Source organism: Phenylobacterium sp. (assembly GCF_004297125.1).
GTDB lineage: Bacteria > Pseudomonadota > Alphaproteobacteria > Caulobacterales > Caulobacteraceae > Phenylobacterium.
This window is the reverse complement of record NZ_SCVD01000021.1, coordinates 253,546-277,959: the sequence shown is the minus strand read 5'-3', so window position 1 is coordinate 277,959 and position 24,414 is coordinate 253,546. Positions and strand designations below refer to the sequence as shown.

At 70.1% G+C, this 24,414-nt stretch carries 22 protein-coding genes; 10 read left to right on the top strand and 12 right to left on the bottom strand.

What is annotated here, in order from left to right:
* Positions 1 to 90 precede the first annotated feature (90 nt).
* From EPO51_RS14335 to EPO51_RS14325, 3 genes are all read right to left on the bottom strand, one after another.
* Positions 91 to 1,830 carry an N-acyl-D-amino-acid deacylase family protein gene (locus EPO51_RS14335; protein WP_293351643.1) on the bottom strand — a complete coding sequence of 580 codons (1,740 nt, stop codon included), beginning with the start codon at positions 1,828 to 1,830 and terminating at the stop codon, positions 91 to 93.
* A 106-nt stretch (positions 1,831 to 1,936) separates the two neighbouring features.
* Positions 1,937 to 2,374: an ion channel gene (locus EPO51_RS14330; protein WP_293351641.1), complete on the bottom strand. Its 438-nt coding sequence runs from the start codon at positions 2,372 to 2,374 to the stop codon at positions 1,937 to 1,939.
* Positions 2,375 to 2,827, bottom strand: coding sequence for a COG3650 family protein (locus EPO51_RS14325; RefSeq protein WP_293351639.1), 453 nt, complete (start codon positions 2,825 to 2,827; stop codon positions 2,375 to 2,377).
* A 38-nt stretch (positions 2,828 to 2,865) separates the two neighbouring features.
* On the opposite strand from EPO51_RS14325, the gene EPO51_RS14320 reads away from it, so the two are divergent.
* From EPO51_RS14320 to EPO51_RS14310, 3 genes are all read left to right on the top strand, one after another.
* Positions 2,866 to 3,987 carry a DNA cytosine methyltransferase gene (locus EPO51_RS14320; RefSeq protein ID WP_293351637.1) on the top strand — a complete coding sequence of 374 codons (1,122 nt, stop codon included), beginning with the start codon at positions 2,866 to 2,868 and terminating at the stop codon, positions 3,985 to 3,987.
* An 88-nt stretch (positions 3,988 to 4,075) separates the two neighbouring features.
* The gene (gene cysK / locus EPO51_RS14315) at positions 4,076 to 5,068 is read left to right on the top strand and encodes a cysteine synthase A (RefSeq protein WP_293351635.1); all 993 of its coding nucleotides are present in this window, start codon (positions 4,076 to 4,078) and stop codon (positions 5,066 to 5,068) included.
* Positions 5,069 to 5,079: 11 nt separating this feature from the next.
* Positions 5,080 to 5,541, top strand: coding sequence for a very short patch repair endonuclease (locus EPO51_RS14310; protein WP_293351849.1), 462 nt, complete (start codon positions 5,080 to 5,082; stop codon positions 5,539 to 5,541).
* 74 nt (positions 5,542 to 5,615) lie between these two features.
* On the opposite strand, the gene EPO51_RS14305 is transcribed toward EPO51_RS14310, so the two are convergent.
* The 3 genes from EPO51_RS14305 to EPO51_RS14295 are packed head-to-tail and all read right to left on the bottom strand — an operon-like array spanning position 5,616 to position 8,381.
* Complete coding sequence (locus EPO51_RS14305; protein ID WP_293351633.1) at positions 5,616 to 6,080, bottom strand: OsmC family protein; 465 nt, start codon at positions 6,078 to 6,080, stop codon at positions 5,616 to 5,618.
* Complete coding sequence (locus tag EPO51_RS14300; RefSeq protein WP_293351631.1) at positions 6,080 to 7,864, bottom strand: acyl-CoA dehydrogenase C-terminal domain-containing protein; 1,785 nt, start codon at positions 7,862 to 7,864, stop codon at positions 6,080 to 6,082. Before EPO51_RS14300 ends, EPO51_RS14305 begins: the two co-directional genes overlap by 1 nt.
* Before the next feature lie 49 nt (positions 7,865 to 7,913).
* Positions 7,914 to 8,381, bottom strand: a complete 468-nt coding sequence (locus EPO51_RS14295) for a MerR family transcriptional regulator (protein WP_293351629.1) — start codon at positions 8,379 to 8,381, stop codon at positions 7,914 to 7,916.
* A gap of 213 nt (positions 8,382 to 8,594) precedes the next feature.
* Here EPO51_RS14295 and EPO51_RS14290 point away from each other — a divergent pair, with 213 nt between their 5' ends.
* Positions 8,595 to 11,081 carry a zinc-dependent metalloprotease gene (locus tag EPO51_RS14290; protein ID WP_293351627.1) on the top strand — a complete coding sequence of 829 codons (2,487 nt, stop codon included), beginning with the start codon at positions 8,595 to 8,597 and terminating at the stop codon, positions 11,079 to 11,081.
* Between the two features lie 13 nt (positions 11,082 to 11,094).
* Here EPO51_RS14290 and EPO51_RS14285 read toward each other — a convergent pair whose 3' ends face one another.
* Positions 11,095 to 12,792: a lysine--tRNA ligase gene (locus tag EPO51_RS14285; RefSeq protein WP_293351625.1), complete on the bottom strand. Its 1,698-nt coding sequence runs from the start codon at positions 12,790 to 12,792 to the stop codon at positions 11,095 to 11,097.
* Between the two features lie 140 nt (positions 12,793 to 12,932).
* On the opposite strand from EPO51_RS14285, the gene EPO51_RS14280 reads away from it, so the two are divergent.
* From EPO51_RS14280 to phnD, 4 genes are read left to right on the top strand one after another with little or no spacing between them, the layout of a single operon-like run.
* Positions 12,933 to 15,470, top strand: coding sequence for a TonB-dependent receptor (locus EPO51_RS14280; RefSeq protein ID WP_293351623.1), 2,538 nt, complete (start codon positions 12,933 to 12,935; stop codon positions 15,468 to 15,470).
* Positions 15,464 to 17,014: an alkaline phosphatase D family protein gene (locus EPO51_RS14275; RefSeq protein ID WP_293351621.1), complete on the top strand. Its 1,551-nt coding sequence runs from the start codon at positions 15,464 to 15,466 to the stop codon at positions 17,012 to 17,014. Before EPO51_RS14280 ends, EPO51_RS14275 begins: the two co-directional genes overlap by 7 nt.
* Positions 17,007 to 17,783: a hypothetical protein gene (locus EPO51_RS14270; RefSeq protein WP_293351619.1), complete on the top strand. Its 777-nt coding sequence runs from the start codon at positions 17,007 to 17,009 to the stop codon at positions 17,781 to 17,783. Before EPO51_RS14275 ends, EPO51_RS14270 begins: the two co-directional genes overlap by 8 nt.
* Positions 17,780 to 18,769 (top strand): phosphate/phosphite/phosphonate ABC transporter substrate-binding protein, encoded by a 990-nt coding sequence (gene phnD, locus EPO51_RS14265; RefSeq protein ID WP_293351617.1) that lies wholly within the window; start codon positions 17,780 to 17,782, stop codon positions 18,767 to 18,769. Before EPO51_RS14270 ends, phnD begins: the two co-directional genes overlap by 4 nt.
* Here the strand turns inward: phnD and EPO51_RS14260 are convergent.
* Both EPO51_RS14260 and EPO51_RS14255 read right to left on the bottom strand, forming a co-directional pair.
* Positions 18,766 to 19,188, bottom strand: a complete 423-nt coding sequence (locus EPO51_RS14260) for a PaaI family thioesterase (protein ID WP_293351615.1) — start codon at positions 19,186 to 19,188, stop codon at positions 18,766 to 18,768. The genes phnD and EPO51_RS14260 overlap by 4 nt on opposite strands.
* Before the next feature lie 4 nt (positions 19,189 to 19,192).
* The gene (locus EPO51_RS14255) at positions 19,193 to 19,633 is read right to left on the bottom strand and encodes a PaaI family thioesterase (protein ID WP_293351613.1); all 441 of its coding nucleotides are present in this window, start codon (positions 19,631 to 19,633) and stop codon (positions 19,193 to 19,195) included.
* 73 nt (positions 19,634 to 19,706) lie between these two features.
* Here EPO51_RS14255 and EPO51_RS14250 point away from each other — a divergent pair, with 73 nt between their 5' ends.
* Positions 19,707 to 20,717, top strand: a complete 1,011-nt coding sequence (locus EPO51_RS14250) for a ligase-associated DNA damage response exonuclease (protein WP_293351611.1) — start codon at positions 19,707 to 19,709, stop codon at positions 20,715 to 20,717.
* Complete coding sequence (locus EPO51_RS14245; protein ID WP_293351609.1) at positions 20,718 to 22,340, top strand: cisplatin damage response ATP-dependent DNA ligase; 1,623 nt, start codon at positions 20,718 to 20,720, stop codon at positions 22,338 to 22,340.
* Here the strand turns inward: EPO51_RS14245 and EPO51_RS14240 are convergent.
* Genes EPO51_RS14240 through EPO51_RS14230 form a run of 3 tightly spaced genes read right to left on the bottom strand, consistent with a single transcriptional unit; the run spans position 22,337 to position 24,410 of the window.
* A complete protein-coding gene (locus EPO51_RS14240) occupies positions 22,337 to 22,870 on the bottom strand; it encodes a class I SAM-dependent methyltransferase (RefSeq protein ID WP_293351607.1) in 534 nt (177 codons plus the stop codon). The genes EPO51_RS14245 and EPO51_RS14240 overlap by 4 nt on opposite strands.
* Complete coding sequence (locus tag EPO51_RS14235; protein ID WP_293351606.1) at positions 22,867 to 23,871, bottom strand: glycosyltransferase; 1,005 nt, start codon at positions 23,869 to 23,871, stop codon at positions 22,867 to 22,869. Before EPO51_RS14235 ends, EPO51_RS14240 begins: the two co-directional genes overlap by 4 nt.
* Positions 23,868 to 24,410 carry a D-glycero-alpha-D-manno-heptose-1,7-bisphosphate 7-phosphatase gene (locus tag EPO51_RS14230; protein ID WP_293351604.1) on the bottom strand — a complete coding sequence of 181 codons (543 nt, stop codon included), beginning with the start codon at positions 24,408 to 24,410 and terminating at the stop codon, positions 23,868 to 23,870. The genes EPO51_RS14235 and EPO51_RS14230 overlap by 4 nt, the downstream gene beginning before the upstream one ends.
* Positions 24,411 to 24,414: the final 4 nt, after the last annotated feature.

The window sequence follows — 24,414 nt, the reverse complement described above, 5'->3', positions numbered from 1 at the left end:
TGTTCCCTCAGACCAGCCGACCGCATAGGACGGCCCCGGCTTAGGGTTCCCTAAGCGCGGCCCCCCTGCGTCGACGTGTCCGACCCTGGGTCATTCCGCGGCCATCTTCGCCGGGGCCGCCTGGCCCCCGCGCAGCAGGCGGCCGGGCAGGGCGTCGGTGGGTTCGCCGTCGCGATAGGTGACCTGGCCCGCCAGGATGGTGGCCGTATAGCCCTCGGCGCGCTGGATCAGCCGTCGCCCGCCGGCCGGCAGGTCGTGGACCACCTGCGGCGCCTTCAGCTTCAGGCGGCCGTAGTCGATGACGTTGAGGTCGGCGCGATAGCCCGGCTGGACCAGCCCCCGGTCGTGGAGTCCGACCGTCTCGGCGGTGTCGCGGCACTGGGCCTTGATCATGTGCTCCAGGCTGAGCCTCGGCCCGCGCGTGCGGTCGCGGGTCCAGTGGACCAGGTTGGTGGTCGGGAAGCTGCCGTCGCAGATCATGCCCACGTGGGCCCCGCCATCCGACAGGCCGGGGACGCAGTCCGGGTGGCTCAGCATCTCGTAGGCCGGGTCCAGGTTGCCGTCCGCGTAGTTCAGGAACGGCAGGTACAGCATGCCGCGGCCGTCCTGGGTCAGCATGTGGTCCAGCGCCACCTCGGCGGGATCGCGGCCGTGGCGTTCGGCGATGGCGGCCACGGTCCGGTCGGCGGTGGGCTCGTAGTCGGGCTCCGCGTCCATCAGGAACATGCCGGCCCAGTTGCGCGGCTGGCTGCCGGCGAAGCCGCGCTGGGCTTCGATTTCCTCGCCCAGCAGGCGCGCGCGGAACGACGGGTCGCGCAGGGCGGCGACGCGTTCGGCCAGCGGGCGGTCCTTGATCTCGCCGAAGGCCGCGTTCTGGCTGAAGGGGTTCAGGGTCAGCTCCAGCCCGAACAGGATGCCCACCGGCCGGCTGGCCACCTGGGCCCGCATCTGCAGGCCGTCTGCGTTCGCCTGGGCGAGCCGGTCCAGAAGCGTCCGGTAGCTGCGCGGGGCCCGCGGGCTCTGCACCAAGCTGAACGACAGCGGCCGGCCGGACCGTTCCACGATCCGCCGCAGCATGGCCCACTCCTCCTCGGGGTCCTGGAAGTCGGACACCACCTGCAGCACCCCGCGGCCGGCGGCGGCCATGCCCATGGCGATGCCCGTCAGCTCGTCCTCGCCGGCGGTGAGCGTGGGCGTCGGCTGGCCGTCCGAGGTGCGGTGGTTGAGCGTCCGCGACGTGGCGAAGCCGATGGAGCCGGCCTCCATCGCCCGCTTGGCCAGGGCCGCCATGGCGTGGATGTCGGCCTCGGTCGCCGGCTCGCGGTCGGCGCCGCGCTCGCCCATCACGAAGACGCGGAGCGCGGCGTGCGGAAGCTGGCTGCCGATGTCCACGTCGAACCGGCGGCCGGCCAGGCTGTCGAGGTAGTCGGGATAGCTCTCCCAGTTCCAGGGCAGGCCCTGGGTGAGGACCGGGAAGGGGATGTCCTCCACGCCTTCCATCAGCCGGATCAGGCGATCGTGGTCCTCCGGCCTGCAGGGCGCGAAGCCGACGCCGCAGTTGCCCATGACCACCGTAGTCACGCCGTGCCAGGACGACGGCTGCATCCGTCCGTCCCAGGTCGCCTGGCCGTCATAGTGGGTGTGGATGTCGACGAAGCCGGGGGTCACCAGCTGGCCGCGCGCGTCGATCTCCTCCGCGCCCGAACCGGCGACGCGGCCGATGGCGGCGATGCGCCCGTCCTTGACGGCGACGTCCGCCTCGAAAGCCGGAGCGCCCGTGCCGTCCACGACCGTCCCACCGCGGACGACCAAGTCGAAGGCCTTTTCCATGGGGCGTCTCCCGTACCGTGTTTTCTTGGCATTTGCCGCCCGTGACGCCGGGTCGGTCAAGCGCGGAAGCAGCAGGGCCGCCGTGCCAATGAGCCGGTCTCGGCGATCAGGTCTTCGACCCCTTTCCCCGCCGCAGCCGCAGTCCGCTCATGATCGTGACGAAGAAGGCCGTCGACCAGCCCAGCAGGATGACGCCGTTGATCCCCTCGATCCCGCCCAGCAGCCGCCACCGCGGGGCCATCACCTCGTCGCCGTAGCCGATGGCGGCGTAGGTGGTGGTGGAGAAGTAGACGGCGGAGCGCACGTCCCCGACTGCGCCCAGCAGGTGGTAGAGCACCGCGTAGAGCCAGATCTCCAGGCCGTGGAGCAGGAACAGCCCAAGCACCAGGCCGACGGTGAAGCCGACGCCGCGCGCCGACAGCCAGTCCAACTGCTTGGCGTTCTCTTCCGCCTGGGTGACCCGTCCCAGCAACGCCAGCCCGACGCCGTGGATGACGACCGTCAGCGCCACCATGCCGGTGGCGAACAGCAATTCGACCAGCACCTAAGGCTCTCGCGGCAGTTCGGCGGTCTTCGCCGCGCAGCCCCGCAGGCTCTCGTTCACCAGCACGACCTCCACCGTCAGCGGGTACTTCAGGTCGCTCATCCCGTCGGAGCACTCGCTGGCATAGAGCGTGACGGTCATCTGCTGGCCGTCGGGGGTCTTGGCGACCCAGATGGCGCGGCCCTCCGCGATCGCGGCGCCAGGAGCCTCGGCGACGAGGTCCGGGTGGTCCGGCCGGGTGAGCTTGAAGGCCTTGCCGTCGATGTTCAGGGCCCAGAACGGTTCGGTCCCGTGGGCGGTGATCGGCTTGGAGATGTCGATGTTGGCCGGCTGGACCGGAAGTGCGGCCGCGGGCGCGTCGGCCGGCGGCGGCGCGGGCTCGCCGTTCGGGGCCTGGGGCTGGCAGGCGGCCAGGGCGGCCAGCAGGGGGGTGAGGAGCAGGATTCTCTTCATCGCGCGATCTTGGCGCAAATCACGCTAGCGTCCATGCCGTGGCGCGGCCTTTCACCTTCTATGAGTTCTTCGCCGGCGGCGGAATGGCTCGGATCGGGCTGGGCGCCGGCTGGTCCTGCGCCTTCGCCAACGACTTCGACCCGGTGAAGGCCGCGACGTACCGCGCCAACTTCGCCGACGCGGCGGACCATTTCCACGAGGGCGACGTCTGGAAGCTGTCGGGCGGCGACCTGCCGGGCTGCGCCGACCTCGCCTGGGCCTCCAGTCCCTGCCAGGACTTCAGCCTGGCCGGCGGTCGGGCCGGCCTGCAAGGCGGGCGTTCGTCCGCCTTCTTCGGCTTCTGGCGGTTGATGGAGGCGCTGGACGACGCGGGCCGCGCGCCTCGGATCCTCGTCATCGAGAATGTCGTCGGCCTGCTGACCTCGCACGGCGGGGCGGACTTCGCGGCCCTGGGCGCGGCCCTGGGCGCGCGGGGCTACCGTTTCGGGGCGCTGGAGATCGACGCGGCGACCGTGCTGCCCCAGTCGCGGCCCCGGGTGTTCGTGGTCGCCGCGCGCGAGGCGCCTGTCCACCTGACCGGCGAGAGCCCCTTCCAGACCCGCGCCGTGAAGGCCGCCCACGCCGCCCTGTCGGCCGAGGTCGCGGCGAACTGGGTCTGGTGGCGGCTGGCGGCGCCTCCGGCCCGCAACACCGACCTGGCCGCCGTGCTGGAGCCGGACGACGCCGTGGCCTGGCACTCGCCGGACGCGACGGAGCGGCTCACCGGCCTGATGGGCCCGTTGCATCGCGCCCGCCTGGCCGCCGTCACCGGCCGCGCGGTGGGGGCCGTGTTCCGCCGCACCCGGATGGAGGCCGGCCGGCCGACCCAGCGCGCCGAGGTCCGCTTCGACGGGCTGGCGGGCTGCCTGCGCACGCCGCGCGGCGGCTCGTCGCGCCAGGCGATCGTGGTCGTGGAGGATGGCGCCGTCCGCTCGCGCCTGCTCAGCCCGCGGGAGGCCGCGCGCCTGATGGGGCTGCCCGACAGCTATAGCCTGCCCCGCACCACCACCGGCGCCTTGCATGTCGCCGGCGACGGCGTGGCCGTTCCCGTGGTGCGCTGGCTGGCCGCCGAACTGCTGGAGCCCCTGCTGAGGCCCGCCGCGGTCATGGCCGCAGAGTAAATCTATAAGCGGCGCCATCGCGCGCCAGCTTCCAATCCGTCTCGGAAGGATTAGGGTTCGCGGCGAATTCAAGCCCGAGAGGTCCGCGATGGACGACGCCACTCCCGACAAGGTCTACACGGCCGAACGTTTCAAGCGCTCCGGCCGGGGCAGGATCTATGACTCGGTCCTGGACCTGATCGGCGATACCCCGCTGGTGCGCCTGCCGCACCTGACCGCGGCCCTGAAGCCCAAGGGCGAGGTGGTCGCCAAGCTGGAATTCTTCAATCCGCTGGCCTCGGTCAAGGACCGGATCGGCGTGGCGATGATCGAATACCTCGAGGCCAAGGGCCTGCTGAAGCCCGGCGGCCGCATCGTCGAGCCCACCTCGGGCAACACCGGCATCGCCCTTGCCTTCGTGGCCGCCGCCAAGGGCTACAAGATCACCCTGGTCATGCCCGAGAGCATGTCCATGGAGCGGCGCAAGATGCTGCTGATCCTGGGCGCCACCCTGGAGCTGACGGCGGCCGAGAAAGGCATGGCCGGCGCCGTGGCCCGCGCCCGCGAGATCGTCGAGGCCACGCCGGGCGCGGTGATGCCGCAACAGTTCGACAACGTCGCCAACCCGTTGATCCACCGCGTGTCCACGGCCCAGGAGATCTGGAACGACACCGAGGGCCGCGTTGATGCCGTCATCTCTGGCGTGGGAACAGGCGGCACCATCACCGGCGTCGGCCAGGTGCTGAAGGCCAAGAAGCCGTCGATCCGCATGGTCGCCGTCGAGCCCGAGGCCTCGCCGGTGCTGTCCGGCGGCACGCCCGGGCCGCACAAGATTCAGGGCATCGGCGCGGGCTTCGTCCCCTCGATCCTCGATCGCGGCATCATCGACGACATCGTCCAGGTGTCGAACGACGACAGCTTCGCCATGGCCCGCCGCGTGGCCAAGGAGGAGGGCATTCCGGTCGGCATCTCGTCCGGCGCCGCGCTCACCGCCGCCTTCGAGATCGCCAGTCGCGACGACATGGCCGGCAAGCTGATCGTCGCCATCATCCCCAGCTTCGCCGAGCGCTACATCTCCACGGCGCTGTTCGACGGGCTGTGAGCGGCCCAACTCTGGCGAAAACGACGGACGTCTACTCGTCCGAGAAGCGCTCCGCCGTCATGCGGCGGGTGAAGGGGCGGAATACGACGCCGGAGATGACGGTGCGCCGGGCGCTGACGAGGCTCGGCGCCCGCTATCGTCTTCATCGAAAGGATCTGCCTGGCAGTCCCGACATCGTCATGCCCGGCCGCAAGCTGGCGCTCTTCGTCCACGGCTGCTTCTGGCACGGCCACGACTGCGCGCGCGGCAGCCGGGTGCCCAAGGCCAACCGCGAATACTGGGTCGCCAAGGTCGGGCGGAACGCGGCGCGCGACACCCGGTCCGCCGAGGCGCTGGTCGCGCTCGGCTGGCGCGTCGAAACGATCTGGGAATGCGACCTGAAGGACGCGGCGGCGCTGGAGGCGCGGCTTGGCCAACTCCTCACCTCGTCATCCCACGGTCGGCCGAAGGCTGATCCGGGGGACCCAAACTGAGTCCCGGGATGTGGCGCGCCCGCTTTGGTCTCACGGTCCGCTGCACGGCCGTGGGATGACGAGTGGAGGGCGGCTCAGGCCGCCGCAACCTCTTCCACCACCACCTCGGTCTTCACCGAATTGGCGATGAAGCACTCCTCGTGGGCTTCGTGGTGCATTTGGTCGCGCTCGGCGTCGGTGGGACGGCGGCCGGCGTAGGTGATCTCGGGTCGAAGCGTGACCCGGGTGACGGCCATGCGGCCTTCGGCGTTCTTCTCCATCACCCCCTCGGCCGCGTCGCGGTAGCGGGTGATGACGAAACCCTTCAGCCGCGCCACATGCAGGAAGGTCAGCATGTGGCAGTTGGAGAGCGAGGCGACCAGCATCTCCTCGGGGTCCACGGCGCCCGGCGCCGCCCACTTGCCGACGACATGATGCGAGGCGGTGGCGGGAACCACATGCTCGCTGAAGCTCACCGTGTGGCCGCGGCTGTAGCGGCCGTTCGCGAAGTCCTCGCCGTCCTTCAGCGCCCAGTCGATCGTCGCGCGATAGGTCGCCATCAGAACGCCTCCGCCGGCAGCTTCATCATCAGTTCGGAGCCGGTCTTCAGCTTCGCGAGATGGCCGGAGGTCTCCGGCAGGATGCGCTCGATGTAGTAGCGGCCGATGGTGAGCTTGGTCTCGTAGAAGGGGTCCTTGTCGCCGCCGGCGATGCGGGCCAGCGCCGCCTTGGCCTGCAGCGACCACATGTAGGCGAGCGCCGTCAGGCCGAAGAGGTGCAGATAGTCCGTGGAGGCCGCCCCGGCGTTGTCGGGGTTGGCTAGGCCGTTCTGCATCAGCCACATGGTGGCCTCCTGCAGCTCGGCCTTGGCCTTAGCGAGGCCTTCGACGAACGGCTTCATGGCAGCGTCGCTCTCGCCTTCGATGAAGCCGTCCAGCTCGGCGAAGAAGCTCATCACCCCGCGGCCGCCGTCGGCCGCCAGCTTGCGCCCGACCAGGTCCAGCGCCTGGATCCCGTTCGTGCCCTCGTAGATCAGGGCGATGCGGACGTCGCGCAGGTACTGGCTGACGGGGAAATGCTCGGTGAAGCCCGAACCGCCGTGGACCTGCATGGCGTCGGAGCAGACCTGGAAGCCGCGGTCGGTGAGGAACGCCTTCACCACCGGCGTCAGCAGCGCCATGTAGTCGCGGCCCTTCTGCTGAACGGCCTCGTCCGGGCTGGCGTGGCTGAGGTCGCCGTGGAGCGCGGTCCAGGCCATGAAGGCGCGGCCGCCCTCGACGAGGGCCCTGGCGTCCATCAGCATCCGGCGCACGTCGGGGTGGACGATGATCGGGTCGGCGGGGCCGTCGGGGTTCTTCGGGCCGGTGAGCGAGCGGCCCTGCAGCCGGTCCTTCGCGAACGCCGCGGCGGCCTGGTAGGCGGCCTCGGCCTGGGCGATCCCTTGCAGGCCCACCCCCAGCCGCGCTTCGTTCATCATCACGAACATCAGGTTCAGGCCGCGGTTCTCCTCGCCGATCAGCCAGCCGGTCGCCTCCTCGTGGCTGATCACGCAGGTGGCGTTGCCGTGGATGCCCATCTTTTCTTCAAGGCCCAGGCACTTGACCGCGTTGCGCTCGCCCGGATTGCCGTCGGCGTCGGGGATGAACTTCGGCACGATGAACAGGCTGATGCCTCGGGTGCCCTGGGGGGCGCCCTCGATCCGGGCCAGCACCAGGTGGACGATGTTCTCGGTCAGGTCCTGCTCGCCGCCGGAAATCCAGATCTTCTGGCCGGAGATCCTATAGGTCCCGTCGCCGTTCGGAACGGCCTTGGTGCGCAAGAGACCAAGATCCGTGCCGCAGTGCGGCTCGGTCAGGTTCATGGTGCCCGCCCATTGGAACGAGGCCAGCTTGGGCAGGTACAGGTCCTTCTGCTCCTGGTTGCCGCCGACGTGGATCGCCGAATAGGCGCCGTGGGTCAGGCCCGGGTACATGGAAAAGGCCATGTTCGCCGAGGAGCTCATCTCGGAGAAGGCCACGTTGACCACGTGCGGCAGGCCCTGGCCGCCGTAGGCGGGGTCCGAGCCCAGAGCGGGCCAGCCGCCCTCCACCAGCTTGGCGTAGGCGTCCTTGAAGCCGTCGGGCGTCTTGACTGTGAAGTCCGGGCTCCAGACGCAGCCCTGCTTGTCGCCCACGCTGTTCAGCGGCGCGAGCACCTCGGAGGTGAACTTGCCCGCCTCCTCCAGGATGGCGTCGATGGTGTCCATCGAGGCGTCGGCGAAGGCCGGCAGGTTGGCGTAGCGCTCGAGCTGCAGCACATCGCGCAGCAGGAAGGCGTAGTCCCGGACGGGGGCCTGGTAGGTCATGCGGACTCCGAAGCGTTAGAGCTTTGGCGCACTGCTATCAGGCCCGGCGTCAGGCCTCCACACCATCCAGCTGGCGGCGCAGCATCTGGTCGTAGTCGGCGGCGCGGGGGAGCAGGTCGGGGCGGGTCTCGGTCAGGCGCCGTTCCATGGCGGCGATGCCCTGCTCGAGTTGGCCGATGGCGTCGTCGATGTCCTTCTTCTGCTGCTCCAGGGCGACGATGCGTTCCTGGAACTTCCGCAGGCTCTTGGCCGCCTGCTGGACGCCGGAATCGTCGGCCTCGTAGAGGTCGAGGATCTCGCCGATCTCACTGAGCGACAGGCCGACACGCTTGCCGCGCAGGATCAGCACCAGGCGGCCGCGGTCGCGGTAGGTGTAGACGCGGTTCATCCCGTCGCGGGCCGGGTTCAGCAGGCCCTTGTCCTCATAGAAGCGGAGCGCGCGGGGCGTGCATTTGAATTCGAGGCACAGCTGCCGGATCGTATAGGTCCGGGCCGGACGGCGCAGATCGGTGGGCATTTTGACGTCCTCCCTGAGTTATCGTTGATAACTATGGTGGTCCAGCTTTCCGTTTACGTCAAGGGACACCGGCGTTCACTCTGGAGTGAACAGCCTCGCGAAAACCGTTCGCGCGGAGCATCACCCCAATTGGGGCGGCCTGTTGGCGCGAGGGGTCTGGCAGGCGGCGCGTCGCGTCGCTAGCTTCGCCGCCTGGTCGTCGAGGGGATCGCCGTGAAGAGAGCTTGGTTGGGCTGCGCCGCGGCGCTGGCGTTGTTGGCCGCGGGGCCCGCGATGGCGGCGAAGGACAAGGCCTCGCCCGCCGATGCGGTGGCGGGCCTTAGCCGCCAGGACGGCCTGGTCCCGGTCTATGTGGACGCCGCCAAGGGCCGGGTGCTGGTCGCGCTGCCCGCGCCGGACAAGGACGGGATCGCCGGGCGCTATCTGTACGTCTCGGCGCTGAAGACCGGCCTGGGCTCGGCGCCCGTGGGGCTGGACCGGGCCCGGCTGGGCGACACCCAGGTGCTGGCCTTCCGCCGGGTGGGCGGCAAGGTGCTGGCCGAGTTCGAGAACCCCCGTTTCCGCGCCGCCGGCGCGCCCGCCGCCGAACAGGCCGCCGCGCGCGAGGCCTTCGCCACCTCGGTGGTCTGGGCCGGCAAGATCGAGGGGACCCTGGCCGACGGCCGGTTGGTGGTGGACCTGTCGTCCTTCCTGACCCGCGACGTGATGGGGATCGCCGACGCCCTGAAGCAGTCCGGAGAGCCCGGCTACAAGGCCGTGAGCGACCTCTCGATGGTCGAGCCTTCGGCGGTGAAGGTGTTCCCCGAGAACGTCGAGTTCGAAGCGCTGCAGACCTACGCCTCGGACACGCCGGGGGCGGAGACACGCAACATCGCTCCGGACCCGAAACTCATCACCCTGACCGTCCGCCACAGCCTGGTGAAGCTGCCCGAGCCGGGCTTCCAGCCGCGCGCCTTCGATCCGCGCTCGGGCGCCTTCGACCGCATCGTGCTCGACTACGCCGCCCCGCTCGACCAGGACATCGTCCAGCGGCTGGCCGTGCGCTTCCGCCTGGAGAAGACCGACCCGGCCGCCGCGGTCTCGACGGTCAGGAAGCCGATCGTCTTCTACGTGGACCGGGCCGCGCCCGAGCCGATCCGCACCGCTCTCCAGGAAGGCGCCCAGTGGTGGGCCACGGCCTTCGAGAAGGCGGGCTACAAGGACGCCTACCGTGTCGAGATCTTGCCGGAAGGCGCCGATCCGCTGGACGTCCGGTACAACGTCATCAACTGGGTCAACCGCGCCACCCGCGGCTGGTCCTATGGCCAGGCGGTCGCCGATCCGCGCACCGGGGAGATCGTCAAGGGCTCGGTCCTGCTGGGCTCGCTGCGCGTGCGGCAGGACATGCTGATCTTCGAAGGCCTGGTGGGCGCCGACCAGAGCGGCAAGGGCGGGCCGAACGACCCGGTCCAGGTGTCGCTGGCGCGGATCCGCCAGCTTTCGGCGCACGAGGTCGGGCACTCCCTGGGCTTCGCGCACAACTTCGCCGCCTCCAGCCAGGACCGCGCCTCGGTCATGGACTACCCGGCGCCGCGGGTGAAGCTGACCAACGGCGCCCTCGACCTCACCGACGCCTACGGGGTCGGAGTCGGCAAATGGGACGACTTCATCGTCGACTGGCTCTATGGCGACGGCGATCCGGCCGCCAAGGCGAAGAAGGCCGCCGAGACCCTGCGCTATGCCGCCGACCCGGACGCGCGCCCGGTGGGCTCAGGCCAGCCGCATGGCGCGATCTGGGACGACGGGGCCGACCCGGTCGCCGAGCTGGCCAGGGTCATGGCGGTGCGCCGGGTGGCCATCGACCGCTTCGGCCCGCAGGCGTTGCGCCCCGGTGAGGCGGCCCAGGCGCTCAAGCGCAAGTATGTCCCGGTCTATCTGCTGCACCGCTACCAGCTCGAGGCTGCGGCCAAGGTGCTGGGCGGGGTGGATTTCAGCTATGCGGTGAAAGGTGACCCGGCCGCGAGCGCCGCCCTGGCGCCGGCCGCCGCGCAGCGGGCCGCCCTGTCGGGCCTGCTGGCGGCCATGACGCCGGATGCGCTGGACACGCCGGAGGCGCTGATCCCGCTCATGTCCTCCGGCCAGTCGGGCGACACCGACCGGCAGTACCAGATTGAGGTGTTCGACGGCGCGGGCGGCCCGGTGTTCGACGCCCTGACCGCCGCGGACGTGGGCGCGGGCATGGTGCTGGACGCCTTGCTCGCGCCCGACCGCCTGGCCCGGCTCACCGACCAGCACCGGCGCGACCCGAACCAGCCCGGCGTGGGCGAGGTGGTGGACCGGTTGCTGACCCAGGCCTTCCTTGCGCCGTCGGCTGGCAGGCTGGCCGAGGTCGCGCGCCGGATTCAGACCCGCACCGTTCTGGAGCTGGCGGCCGTGACCCGGCGGCCCGACGTCTCGCCGGCGGCCAAGGCCGAAATCAGCGTGCGCCTGGACGACCTAGCCGCGCGCCTGAAGTCCCAGGCCGACGTCGCCCGCAACGCGCCGCCGGCCCGTGGCCCGGACAGTCGTCCGAACAGCGCCGAGGCGGCGTCCGAGCGGGCGCACAAGCTGACCCTGGCCAAGCTGCTGCAGGACAAGGAGGAGCTGGTCCGCGTTCTGGCCCAGCCCAAGCGCCGTCCCGAGGCGCCCCCCGGCATGCCGATCGGCAGCGACGAGGACTGAACAACGACGGTGGTCAGGCGGCGATCAGCTCGCCGGCCAGCGCGCGTTCGATCAGGGCCACCGTGCGGTCGACTCCGAAGATCGCCACGAACGAACCGAAGCGAGGCCCCTGGCTCTGGCCCAGCAGCACCTCGTAGAGGGCCGAGAACCAGGCGCGCAGCGGCTCGAAGCCGGCGTCCTTGCCGACCTCGAACACCTCGTTCTGGATCGCCTCGGCGTCGGCCCCGGCGGGCAGGGCCTTCAGCTTGGCGACCAGGGCGGTCATGGCGGCGCGCTCGCGCTCGTCGGGGGCCCGGAACCGCTTCGAGGGCTTCACGAAGTCCTCGTAGTAGTTGATCGCGAAGCCGGCCAGCCGGTCGAGCAGCGGCTCGCTCTGCGGCGTCGCGCCCGGGATGTAGCGGGCGATGAAGGCCCACAGCAGATCCTTGGTCGAGGCGTCGGCCGCCGACACCAGGTTCAGGAGCAGCGAGAAGCTGACCGGCGAACCCTTCTCGGGCGGGTGGCCGCGGTGGACGTGCCAGGCCGGGTTGTCGAGCTGGGCGGCGTTGTCGCCCTCGGCCTTCTTGCGGATCAGGGCGTCGAGCTGCTGCAGGTACTCGTCGGTGGCCTTGGGGATGACGTCGAAATAGAGCCGCTTCGCCGACTTGGGCGACTGGTACATGTAGTAGGTCAGGCTCTCGGGCGCGCCGTAGCGCAGCCACTCCTCGATGGTCAGTCCGTTGCCCTTGGACTTCGAGATCTTCTGGTTGTTCTCGTCCATGAAGAGTTCGAAGTGGAAGGCCTCCGGCGGCTCGGCGCCCAGGGCCTTCACGATGCGGTTGGAGACCCGCACCGAGTCCACCAGGTCCTTGCCCGAGGCCTCGAAGTCGACCTCCAGCGCCGTCCAGCGGGCCGCCCAATCGGGACGCCACTGCAGCTTCACATGGCCGCCGGTGACCGGAAGCTCGGTCAGCTCGCCGTCCTCGTCGTTGAAGGTGATCGTGCCCTTTTCCACGTCGCGGCCCAGCGTCGGGACCTGCAGCACGCGGCCGGTCTTGGGGCTGATCGGCAGGAACGGCGAATAGGTGGCGCGGCGTTCTTCGCCCAGCGTCGGCAGCATGATCGCCTGGATGGCGTCGAACCGCGCCAGGATGCGCAGCAGCACCTCGTCGAACCGGCCGGACTTGTAGGTCTCGGTGGACGACATGAAGGTGTATTCGAACCCGAAGCCGTCGAGGAAGGCGCGCAGGCGGGCGTTGTTGTGGGCGCCGAAGCTCTCGTGCTCGCCGAAGGGGTCGCGGACGGACGTGACCGGCTTGTCGCGATCCTCCTCCAGCATCTCCTTGTTGGGCACGTTGTCGGGGATCTTCCGCAGGCCGTCCATGTCGTCGGAGAAGACGATGAGCTGGGTCGGGATGGCGTCCTCGGTCAGCGCCCGGAAGGCGTTGCGCACGATGGTCGGCCGGGTGGCCTCGCCGAAGGTGCCCAGGTGGGGCAGGCCCGAGGCGCCATAGCCGCACTGGAAGATCACCGGCTTGGCCAGCGCGGGCAGGGTCTGCACCGCCTCCGCGAACTTGCCCTGGGCGAACAGGGTCGCGGCCAGGTCGCGCTCGGCGTCGGAGAGGCGCAGGCGGGTGACGCGGTCGAGCAGCAGGCGCGCCTGTTCGAACGGCCAGCTCTTGGCCTCGCGCGCCTGGTGGGACAATCCTTGGAGGTTCGGGCCTTGCAGCATGGCGGGCGGCCTAGCCCCCCTGGGCTCGCGGCTCAAGCGCAATCCGTCGGCGACCGTCATGGGATCGTCGCACGGGCGTGACGCGTCTGACACGCGGCATCCCTAAGCCCGCCCCCGTCAGGTCGAATGGGGGCTATGGGATGCGACGATTCACGACTTCGGTAAGCGGTCTGGCGCTGGCCTCGGTGCTGGCTGCGGGGCCCGCGGCGGCGCAGCAGGTTGACGAGCTGGTCGTCACCGGCCAGCGGCTGTCCCAGCAGCGCGCCATCGAGACGAAGCGCGACGCCCTCGGCGTGGTCGACGCCATCTCGGCCGACGACATCGGCCGGCTCGCGGACAAGAACGTGGCCGAGAACCTGGAGCGCCTGCCGGCCATCGGGGTGGCCTATGACCAGGGCGAGGGCCGATATGTCTCGATCCGCGGCACACCGTCGGCGCTGAACAACGTCACCCTCAACGGCGTCGAGGTCGGCAATCCGGACGGCGACAGCCGGGCCCTGCCGCTGGACGTGATCAGCGGCCAGCTGCTCGGCCGCCTGGAGGTGCTGAAGGCCGTGACGCCGGACCGCGACGCCCAGGGCATCGGCGGGACGGTCAACCTCGTCACCCAGTCGCCGTTCAACCTACGGCAGGATCGGATCGCGCAGATCCGGGCCCAGGTCGGATACCAGGAGTTCAACGAGAAGTTCCCGGTGCAGGGCGACCTCACGCTCGGCGGCGTGATCGGGAACTGGGGCGCCTTGCTGGGCGTCAGCTATTCCCAGCGCAAGTATCGCTCCGACGGTCTCTATCCCGACGACTGGCGCACCGTGCCGGGCGTCGCCCGCGGCGGCCTGCCGATCAATCTGAAGTACACGAACTACACCCTCGACCGCGAGCGCATCGGCGTCAGCGGCACGGTGGAATACAAGCCCTCCGACGATAGCCGGTTCTATTTCCGCGGGCTGTGGTCGCGCTTCACCGAGGACGAGTACCGCCAGCGCTTCCGCCTGGATTTCGCCTCCAACCTCGCGAACGTCACGCTGAACAGCGCCGGGACCGGCGGCGTCGCTCGCAACGTCGAGGCCCGCCAGGACCTGCGCGTCGAGTACAAGGAGAAGTCGATCTCCACCTTCCAGCTCGGCGCGGAGCACGAGCGGGGTCCCTGGCGGATCGAATACGACGTGTCGTGGGGCTACAACGAGCTGATCGAGCCCAACGAACTGTGGCTGTTCCGGGGCGGGGCGGCCACCGTCGACTTCGACATGCAGCCCCTGCTCTACACCGCCACGCCCCGCAATCTCGCGGCCAGCGACCTGGGCTTCCGGCAGTACACTGTCCAGGACGAGACCGGCGAGGAGACCAACAAGGCCGCCCGCTTTGACCTGCGCCGCGACATCGACATGGGCGAGGACAGCTTCTTCAAGATCGGGGCGAAGATCCGCGAGACCGACAAGAAGTTCGACGGCCGCACCGACATCTACGAGCGGGGAACCACCGCGAACCGCTTCACCCTGGCCGACTTCGGTCTCCAGGGCCCGAACATGGACGTATCCCTGGGCGAAGCGACCTACGCCAGCCAGTTCGTCATCGACGAGGAGGCCATCAAGGCCTTCACCGCGGCGAACCTCGGCGGTCCGCGGATGGTGCGGAACAATTCCACCAGCCTCTCGAACGACACGCTCAGCGACTACAGCCTGACCGAACGCGTGCTGGCCGGCTACGCCATGGCCAACATCGACTTCGGCGCGGTGAGCCTCCTCGCCGGCTGGCGCGTGGAGCGGACCGAAACGGATGTCCGCGGCTTCCTGCTCAGCGGGGGCGTGGTCAAGCCGGTGACCCGGTCGGGCGAGTACACCGACTTCCTGCCGAACCTGCACCTGCGCTGGGAGCCGCGCGAGGACTTGGTCGTCCGCGCCGCCTACACCCACACCATCGGCCGGCCCCAGTATCCGCAACTGCGTCCGGGCGGCCTGCTGACCGTCGTGACCAATCCCGACGGCACGCTGGACGGCGACCTTTCCGAAGGCAACGTGGACCTGAAGCCGTTCAAGTCCGAGAACTTCGACCTTTCGGTGGAATGGTACTTCGCCCCGGGCGGCCTCGTTTCGGCGGGCGCGTTCCTGAAGCGGATCGACGACCCCATCTTCAGCTTCCGCGAGACCCAGACCGGCGTGGTGCTGGATGGCCGCACCTTCACCCGCCTTGCCTACACCCAGCCGCGCAACGCCGAAGACGGAGAGATCCGCGGGCTGGAGCTGCAGTACCAGCAGCAGTTCACCTTCCTGCCCGGCCTGTGGAGCGGCTTCGGGGTGTCGGGCAACGTCACCTTCACCGACTCCGAACTGACCGTTCCGGGCCGCGGCGACCTGCCGTTCCTGGGCCAGTCCGACCTCCTGTGGGGCGCCCAGCTCTTCTACCAGAAGGGCCGGATCGAGGCGGCGCTGTCGTACCACCACACCGGCAAGGCGCCGCAGTCCATCGGCAGCAACACCGACGCCGACACCTTCGATGACGACTACCGCCGGCTGAACGCCAAGGTAAGCTATGCGGTGACCGACCGGATCGAGGTGTTCGTGGACCTGCAGAACCTGACCGACGAGAAGCTGCGTGAGTATCAGGGCGGCCACAAGGATTGGCTGACCAACTACGAGCGCTACAAGCGCACGTACTACGTGGGGCTCTCCGCGCGGTGGTAGACGGCTCGACCCGCCGCCGCCTGCTGTTCCAGGCCGCCGCCCTGGCGGGCGCGGCGCTGTCGCCGGCTGCGTGGACCGGCGCGGTCGCGCAGACCCGGCTGGCCGACGATCCGTTCCGTGTCGGGATCGCCTCGGGCGAGCCCGAGCCGGACGGGGTCGTGCTGTGGACCCGGCTGGTCACCGATCCGCAGGCGATGGGCGGCGGCATGACCCGCGCGCCGGTCAGGGTGGGCTGGGAGATCGCCGAGGACGACAGACTGAGGCGTACGGTCCAGCGTGGCGAGGCCCTGGCCGTCGCCGAGGCCGGCCATTCCGTACACATCGAGGTCGCAGGCCTGAAGCCCGGCCGCGACTACTGGTATCGCTTCACCGCCGGCGGCCACGCCAGCCCGACGGGCCGCACCCGCACCGCGCCCGAGGCCGGCGCCTGGGTCGACAAGCTGCGCATCGCCTACGGTTCCTGCCAGAAGTGGGAGTCCGGCTACTATTCCGCGCACGCCGACCTGGCGGAACAGGACCCCGACCTAGTGCTGTTCCTGGGCGACTACATCTACGAGAAGAAGGCCAGCAAGGACGGGGTGGTGCGTCACCACCCGCCGGTCGACGCCCAGGACCTAGCCAGCTATCGCGAGCGCTACGCCTGGTACAAGGCCGATCCCAACCTGCAGGCCGCCCACGCGTGCGCGCCGTGGATGGTGATGTGGGACGACCATGAGGTTTCCAACGACTACGGCGGCGACCAGGACCGCTCGAACCCGCCCGTCGCCCAGTTCCTGAGACGCCGCGCGGCGGCCTACCAGGCCTACTACGAGAACATGCCCCTGCGGCGGACGGTGAAGCCCGTGGGGCCGAACATGCGCCTCTACCGGGCCCTCGACTGGGGCCGGCTGGCGCGGCTGGCGGTGATCGACGACCGCCAGTACCGGGCGCACCGGAGCTGCGACGCCCAGTCCAACAAGGCCAACGGCAAGCTGATCCCGGCGTCGTGCCCCGAACGCACGGATCCGAGGCGGTCCATGCTGGGCGCGCGCCAGGAGGCCTGGCTGCAGGGGCGGCTCGGCGACACCCAGGCCCGCTGGAACCTGCTGGGTCAGCAGACCCTGATGAACGAGGTCGTCACGCCCGACGGGCGGGTCAGCAACGACGGCTGGGACGGCTATTCCCAGACCCGCCGCCGCGTCCTGGAAGGCTGGCGCGACCACAAGGTCCCGAACCCCGTGGTCCTGGGCGGCGACGTGCATACGTTCTTCGCCGCCGACCTGACGCTGGAACCGGGCGGCAAACCGATCGCCAGCGAGTTCGTCGGCGGCTCGATAAGTTCGCTGGGCCGCTCGAACGAGGTTGTCCACGGGATGATGAACATCAATCCGCAGATCAGGTTCGGCGATGGCGACACCCGCGGCTACGGTCAGGTGGACATCACCAGCAAGGAATGCGTGGTGACGTTCCGGGGCGTCGAGAACGCGCTGGTCCCGACGTCGCCGGTGCGCGACCTGGCGAAATTCGTGGTCGAGGACGGGGAAGCCGGGTTGAAACGTGCTTGAGCTGATCGCCGCCGCGGCCCTGGCCCTGGCCCCCGCCGAGACCCTGTCGCGACTGCCCGCGCCCGAGGCGAACCAGGGCGTGGCGGTGGACGCCGGCTTTATCTACGCCATCGATAACTCGCAGATCGCCAAGTATGACCGCGCCACCGGCCAGAAGGTGGCGGCGTGGACCGGCGATCCGGCCACCTTCCCGCACCTGAACTCCTGCGCGGTGATCGGGCCCGAACTGGTCTGCGCCAGCTCCAACTATCCGAGCGTGCCGATGCAGGGCTCGGTGGAGATCTTCGATCCCGGCTCCATGACCCACCTGCGCTCGGTGACCATGACGCCGCAGCCGGGCTCGCTGACCTGGGTCGACCGGCGCGAGAACGCCTGGTGGGCCTGTTTCGCCAACTACGACGGCCGCGGCGGCGCGCCCGGCCGCGACCACCGCTTCACCACCTTGGTGAGGTTCGACGACAAGTGGCGGGTGACCGGCGTCTGGACCTTCCCGGAGAGCGTGCTCAGCCGCTTCAAGCCACGCAGCTCGTCGGGCGGCGCCTGGGGCGCGGACGGGCGGCTCTACGTCACGGGCCACGACCGGCCCGAGGTCTATGTGCTGGAGCTGCCACGGATCGGCTCGGTGCTGAAGCATGTGGCGACCATCCCGGTGGCGGTGGAGGGCCAGGCCGTGGCCTTCGACCGCGGGGCAGAGCGGGTGCTGTACGGAATCAGCCGCGGAAAGCGGGAGGTGGTGGCCATGAAGCTGCCGCCGGTGGAGGGAAAATGAACCGTCGGATCATCCTGGCGCTCGCCGCCACGCTCGCGCTGGCGGCTTGCAGCCCGTCGAAGCAGCCTGAGCGCAAGGAGCTGGTCTTCTCCATCCTCTCCGCCGAGAGCCAGGCCAGCGCCGAGGCCGACTGGGCGCCTTTCCTGGCCGACATGAGCAAGGCCCTGGGCCGGCCGGTGAAGGCCTTCTACGGCTCGAACTACACCGCCCTGATCGAGGCCATGCGCTTCAAGCAGACCGACCTCGGCTGGTTCACGAACCAATCGGGCCTGGAAGCGGTGAGACGGGGGAACGGCGAGGTCTTCGCCCGGTCGGTGAACCCCAGCGGAGTCGACGGCTACGAGGCCGTCGTCATCGTCAAGAAGGGGTCGGGCCTGACGCTCGACAAGATCCTGGCCTGTGGCAAGACCATCAACTTCGGCATGGGCGACGCCAAGTCGACCTCCGGCACGCTGGCGCCCATGACCTTCCTCTTCGCGCCGCGGAAGATCGACCCGTCGACCTGCTTCAAGACCGTGCGCTCAGCCAATCACGAGACCAACCTGTTCTCGGTGGCCGGCGGCATGCTGGACGCGGCCACCAACAACACCGCCTCCATGGACCGGCTGCGGCTGCTGAACACCGACGTCGCCAAGACCACCCTGGGCAACGTCGAGATCGTCTGGCGCTCTCCCCGCATCCCGGAGGACCCGCTGGTCTGGCGCAAGGACCTGGATCCGGCGCTGAAGAAGCAGCTGGCCGACTTCATGTTCGGCTACGGCGTCGGCGATACGCCGGAAGCGGCGCGGCAACGCGCGATCCTGGAGCAGATCCAGACCAAGCCCTTCGTGCCGGCAGACGACAGCCACCTGCTGCCGGTGCGCGAGATGGAGGCCACCGGCCAGCTCATCGAGGCCCGCAACCGCAAGGACGCCGCCGCCGAGGCCAAGGCCCAGGCGGCGCTCGCCGAGATCGCCCGGGAGCGGGCGGCCCTGACCAGGCCCTAAGGCTCTTCGTTCCGCATCAGGAAGTGACCGGTCAAGCCCGCGATCGGCTGGGACCGGCTGTCCTGCCAGGCCTCGACCTGCACATTGGCCACGCGACGGCCCACCTTGCGCAGGATGGCGCGGGCGTAGGTGTCCTGGGCGCGGCCCGAGCGCAGGTACTCGATGGTGATGTCGATGGTCTTCGGCACCCGCCGGCCGGGCGCCGCCAAGGAGAGCTGGGCCAGGGCCGTCAGCTCCATGAAGGCGCCGATCACGCCGCCGTGGAGGGCAGGGAGGATCGGGTTGCCGATCAGGGTCTCGCGGAACGGCAGCACCGCCGTCATCTCGTCGCCCGCCAGTTCGACGCGCATGCCGAGGAAGCGGACGTAGGGAACCTGCTGCAGAAAGCCATCCAGGCTCCGGATTGCGGTGTCTTCCATCGGCTCAGGCCTTCAGCGGCTGGGCGCGGGTGTTCAGCATGAAGGCGGCCTGGGCGGTCGCGACCAGGTCGCCTCGGTCGACGTCCCAGGCCTCGGCGCGCACGAAGCCCACGGTGCGGGTCAGGCGGTAGGCGTGGGCCTCGGCGGTGACGCCCGTGCGCGGGGCGGCGGGCCGCAGGTAGTCGATGCGCAGGTCCAGGGTGGCGATGGGCATGGGCTCGCCGATCGCCGAATTGATCGCCAGGCCGCAGGTGTGGTCGATCAGGGCGGTGACCACGCCCGACGCGATGACGTCCGTCTCCGGATCGCCCACCAGCTCCTCGCGCCAGGGGGCGGCCATGACGCCGCGACCCTTTTCGATGGAGACGAGGGTCAACCCGAGCGCGCTGGCGTGAGGCGCCATGATCATCCGCTCGGGGAGCGGCGCAGTGTTGAAGTCGGACATGTCGTCCGGGGTACGGACCTGACCGCGGAAGTCAATGTGCGGAGCCTTAAGTGCGCCCCTACATTGAAGCACGATGATCCGGCCCCAGGACCTGCTGTGCCCCAAACCCGAGGGGCTCTATTGCGCCCCCGGCGACTTCTACATCGATCCGGTGCGGCCGGTGGACCGGGCGGTGATCACCCATGGCCATGCCGACCACGCCCGCGCCGGGCACTACGCCGTCCTGGCGACGCCGCAGACGCTCGACATCATGAAGGAGCGCTACGGCGTCGATTTCGCCCACACCGCCGAGGCGGCCGCCTACGGCCAGACGGTGGTCCGCCACGAGGTCGAGGTGACTCTGGTCCCCGCCGGCCATGTGCTGGGCTCGGCCCAGGCGGTGGTGCGCTGGAAGGGCCTGACCATGGTGGTGAGCGGCGACTACAAGCGCCGGCGCGACCCGACCTGCCCGCCGTTCGAGCCCGTGCCCTGCGACGTCTTCATCTCCGAGGCCACCTTCGGCCTGCCGGTGTTCCGCCACCCGGACGACCGCGAGGAGATCGCCCGGCTGCTGAAGTCCGTGGCCCAGTTCCCCGAGCGCAGCCACATCGTGGGCGCCTATGCGCTGGGCAAGGCGCAACGGATCATCCGCCTGCTGCGCGAGGCCGGCTGGGACAGGACCATCCATGTCCATGGCGCCCTGGAGCGGCTGAACGCCCTCTATGAGCGGCACGGAATCGATCTGGGCCCGCTTGCCCCCGCCACCACGGCAAAGAAGGCGGATTTCGCGGGCGGCATCATCGTGGCTCCGCCCTCGGCGCTGCAGGACCGCTGGAGCCGGCGCTTCCCCGAGCCGGTCGCCGCCTTCGCCTCGGGCTGGATGCAGATCCGCGCCCGCGCCCGCCAGCGCGGCGTGGAGCTGCCGCTGGTGATCTCCGACCACGCCGACTGGGACGAGCTCACCGCCACCATCGACGAGCTGCGCCCCGGCGAACTCTGGATCACCCACGGCCGCGAGGAGGCCCTGGCCCGCTGGGCGACGCTCCACGACATTCCGGCGCGGGCGCTGGCGCTCGTGGGCTACGAGGACGAGGGCGACGACTGAATGCGCGCCTTCGCCGAACTGCTGGACCGCCTCTCGCTGACGTCCTCGCGGAACGCCAAGCTGACGATGGTGCGGGACTACCTGCGCGACACCCCCGACCCCGACCGGGGCTGGGCGCTGGCCGCCCTGACCGGGGATCTCAGCTTCGACGCCGCCAAGCCGGCGTTCATCCGCAAGGCGGTCGAGTCGCGGATGGACCCGCAGCTCTTCTGGTGGAGCTACGACTACGTCGGCGACCTGGCCGAGGCGGTGTCGCTGGTCTGGCCGGCGCTGCCGGGCGCCAACCGCGAGCCGGACCTGTCCGAGGTGGTCGACGGCCTGAGATCCGCCACCCGGGCCGAGGCGCAGGGCCGCATCGAGGCCTGGCTGGACGCCCTGCCCCAGGCGCGCGAACGCTGGGCGCTGCTGAAGCTGGTGACCGGGGCGCTGCGGGTCGGGATGACCGCCCGGCTCGCCAAGCGCGCGGCGGCCGAGATGGGCGGCGTCGAACCGGCCGAGATCGAGGAACTGTGGCACGCGCTGCATCCGCCGTACGAAGACCTGTTCGCCTGGCTGGAGGGACGGTCGGAGAAGCCATCGTCCGAGCACCCGGCGCGCTTCCGCCCGGTGATGCTGGCCCAGGCCATCGACGAGGCGGTGGACTTCGCCAAGCTGGACCCGGCCGACTACGCCGCCGAATGGAAATGGGACGGCATAAGGGTGCAGGCGGCGCATGAGGGCGGGCTGCGGCGGCTCTACACCCGCACCGGCGACGACATCTCGCGGACCTTCCCGGACATCCTGGACGCCCTGGACGGCCAGGGCGTCATCGATGGCGAGCTGCTGGTGATCCGCGACGGCAGGGTGGCGCCGTTCGCCGACCTCCAGCAGCGGCTGAACCGCAAGGCCGTGGATGCGAAGCTGATGGCGGCATTCCCGGCGGCGATCCGCGCCTACGACCTCCTGCAGGACGGCGCGGAGGATACCCGCGGCCTGCCGCTGGCCGATCGGCGCAAGCGGCTGGAGGCCTTCGTGGCGCGCCAGGCCAGCCCCCGGATCGACCTGTCGCCTATGCAGCCGTTCGCCACCTGGGCCGAGCTCACCGAACTGCGGGCCAACCCGCCACCTGGCGACCCGCAGATCGCCGAGGGCCTGATGCTGAAGCGGTGGGACGCGGCGTATGTGGCAGGCCGGCCGAAGGGGCCCTGGTTCAAGTGGAAGCGCGACCCGTTCCTGGTCGACGCCGTGCTGATGTACGCCCAACGCGGGCACGGGAAGCGGTCCAGCTTCTATTCCGACTACACGTTCGGCGTCTGGGCCGAAGACGCCGCAGGTCAGCGGAGCCTGACGCCGGTTGGCAAGGCCTACTTCGGCTTCACCGACGACGAGCTGCTGCAGATCGACAAGTTCGTCCGCGACAACACCGTCGAACGCTTCGGCCCGGTCCGCTCGGTGCGCGCCGAGCCGCACCACGGGATGGTGTTCGAGGTGGCCTTCGAGGGGCTGCAGCGCTCGACCCGCCACAAGTCCGGCGTGGCCATGCGCTTCCCGCGCATCAGCCGCATCCGCTGGGACAAGCCGCCGGGCGAGGCGGACGAGCTGGAGGCGCTGGAGCGGCTGCTCGTGCAGATCGAGGGGCGCTAGACCTTCGGCGCCACGACGGGTTTCCGCCCGGTGATCCGCATGTCGCGTGGCTCGCGCAGCTTGTACTGCGCCGGCTCCTGGCGAAGCTCGACGAGGCCGGCGTCGTGCATCACATGGGCCAGGCTGCGGGGGGTGTAGCCCCATCGATGCACCATCAGCGGGTCCTGCCAACGCGGGTCGCCATACAGCACCCACATGCTGCGCTGGCCCTCGGCCCCGGGCAGGGTCGCGCGGTCGGGATCGGCCAGCACCGCCTGGCAGGCCGAGATCAGGTTCGGGCACTCCAGGATCATCTTGCCGCCGGGCTTCAGGACGCGGACCCACTCCTTGAGGATGTCCACCACCTCCCAGCGCCAGAAGTGCTCGACCACATGGATCGCCATGATCTCGTCGGCGCTGTCGTCCGCGAAGGGGTTGAGCTGGTGCAGGTCGCAGATGACGTCGGGCTTCTGGCCGGCGCGGCTCTCCACCACGTCGACGTTGACGAAACCCTCCAGGATCTTGTCGCCACAACCGAGGTTCAGCTTCATCGGCCCTCCGGTCCATCGTCCGCGATCACCCGCCGCCAGCCCTCCGCCACGATGGCCGGCGCGTAGCGGCCCTCAATATAGCGCTGGGCCTCGGTGACCAGCGCCGGCGCGTCGGCGGCATGGGCGTCGAGCCACGCGAGGCCCTCGGAAAGGGTCGGCCGCACCGGGGTCCAGCGGTCGAAGGGCCGGTAGGCGGGCATGGGCTGGCTCGCGACCGGGCGGCCCGCCCGCAGCGCCTCGACCATGCGGTTGGCCGACTTCACTGTGTTGCGGGGATCCTCGTGGCTGGGAATGATCACGACGTCGCAGGCCGCGAGTTCGGCCCACTGCGCTTCGAGCGACCAGGGCCTGGCGGACATGTCCAGGCGGCCCTGGAACCTGGCGCTTACCCGCCGGCACTCGGCCGCCAGCGGTTCGGTGACCTGGGTCAGAAGGGTGAGCGATAGGGGCCGGCGGCGCGAGACTTCCGCCAAGTCCGGCATCGCCGCCTGCAGGCTGTCGAGGTTGGACGGGTGGCCGAACCACAACAGCCTGAGCGTCGCCCCGGGCGCATAGCCCGCCGCGCCCGCCGGTCCCTCGTAGGGATCCTCGACGACCACGGGCGGCCGCGAGGCGTATGCGCCGGCGGCCGCCGCCATGGCTTCGGTGTTGCAGACCACCCGGTCGGCCAGAGCCGTCATGGCCCGGCAGGCGGCGCCGAACCGTGGGTCGTCGTAGTGGTTGTCGCAGATGTCGAAGATCACCCGCAGGCCCCGCGCCCTGGCCTCGCGCGCCAGAGTCTGGTTCGCGGGCGAGAAGCTCTTGGAGAACACCGCCACGTCCGCGTCCAGCGCCTGGGCCCGCAGGTCGCCCGTCGCGTCAGGCCGGACGGCGACCACCCGGTGAGCGATGCCGTCCAGCTCGCGGATCGGGATCAGCACCCGGTAGCGCAGGCTGGCGACCGGCGAGGTCGTCGTCCCGTCGCTCGCCCGCTCCAGGGCGCCGAAGGTGATCCAGCTCACCCGCAAGGTCGGGTGTCCGTCGGCAGCAAGTCTTCCTTGGCCAGGAACGCCCGCAGGTCCCCGCCTTCGAACAGCACGCCCCGGATCCCCGCCCGCAGCGCCGCCTCCAGGTCGGAGGGCTTGTCGCCGATCAGCAGCGAGGTTTCGCGGTCGATGGGCCAGTCCTGCAGCGCCTGCAGGATCATGCCGGGGTTCGGCTTGCGGAGCGGCGGGTCGGGGTGGCGATAGGCCTCGACCGGCGCCTCTGGGTGCTGGGGCGCGTGGTAGAACGCGTCGATGCGGCCGCCGGCCTCGGCCAGGTCGGCCTGCATCCGGGCGTGCAGGGCGTGGACGTCGGCCTCGGAATAGTAGCCCCGCCCGACGCCCGACTGGTTGGTCACCACGATCACCAGCCAGCCCGCGCGGTTGAACGCCGCCACGGTCTCCCGCGCGCCGGCGACCCACTGGAAGTCCTCCCAGCGATAGACGTAGCCGCGGTCCTCGTTGAGCACGCCATCGCGGTCGAGGAACAGGGCGGGCTTGGCGGCGGGAACGGGCACGGGA

Excerpts from the sequence above, each read along its gene's own strand:
- EPO51_RS14335 (WP_293351643.1), bottom strand. The coding sequence starts at position 1,830 with ATGGAAAAGGCCTTCGACTTGGTCGTCCGCGGTGGGACGGTCGTGGAC.
- EPO51_RS14325 (WP_293351639.1), bottom strand. The coding sequence starts at position 2,827 with ATGAAGAGAATCCTGCTCCTCACCCCCCTGCTGGCCGCCCTGGCCGCC.
- cysK (WP_293351635.1), top strand. The coding sequence starts at position 4,076 with ATGGACGACGCCACTCCCGACAAGGTCTACACGGCCGAACGTTTCAAG.
- EPO51_RS14305 (WP_293351633.1), bottom strand. The coding sequence starts at position 6,080 with ATGGCGACCTATCGCGCGACGATCGACTGGGCGCTGAAGGACGGCGAG.
- EPO51_RS14300 (WP_293351631.1), bottom strand. The coding sequence starts at position 7,864 with ATGACCTACCAGGCCCCCGTCCGGGACTACGCCTTCCTGCTGCGCGAT.
- EPO51_RS14295 (WP_293351629.1), bottom strand. The coding sequence starts at position 8,381 with ATGCCCACCGATCTGCGCCGTCCGGCCCGGACCTATACGATCCGGCAG.
- EPO51_RS14285 (WP_293351625.1), bottom strand. The coding sequence starts at position 12,792 with ATGCTGCAAGGCCCGAACCTCCAAGGATTGTCCCACCAGGCGCGCGAG.
- EPO51_RS14280 (WP_293351623.1), top strand. The coding sequence starts at position 12,933 with ATGCGACGATTCACGACTTCGGTAAGCGGTCTGGCGCTGGCCTCGGTG.
- phnD (WP_293351617.1), top strand. The coding sequence starts at position 17,780 with ATGAACCGTCGGATCATCCTGGCGCTCGCCGCCACGCTCGCGCTGGCG.
- EPO51_RS14260 (WP_293351615.1), bottom strand. The coding sequence starts at position 19,188 with ATGGAAGACACCGCAATCCGGAGCCTGGATGGCTTTCTGCAGCAGGTT.
- EPO51_RS14255 (WP_293351613.1), bottom strand. The coding sequence starts at position 19,633 with ATGTCCGACTTCAACACTGCGCCGCTCCCCGAGCGGATGATCATGGCG.
- EPO51_RS14250 (WP_293351611.1), top strand. The coding sequence starts at position 19,707 with ATGATCCGGCCCCAGGACCTGCTGTGCCCCAAACCCGAGGGGCTCTAT.
- EPO51_RS14245 (WP_293351609.1), top strand. The coding sequence starts at position 20,718 with ATGCGCGCCTTCGCCGAACTGCTGGACCGCCTCTCGCTGACGTCCTCG.
- EPO51_RS14240 (WP_293351607.1), bottom strand. The coding sequence starts at position 22,870 with ATGAAGCTGAACCTCGGTTGTGGCGACAAGATCCTGGAGGGTTTCGTC.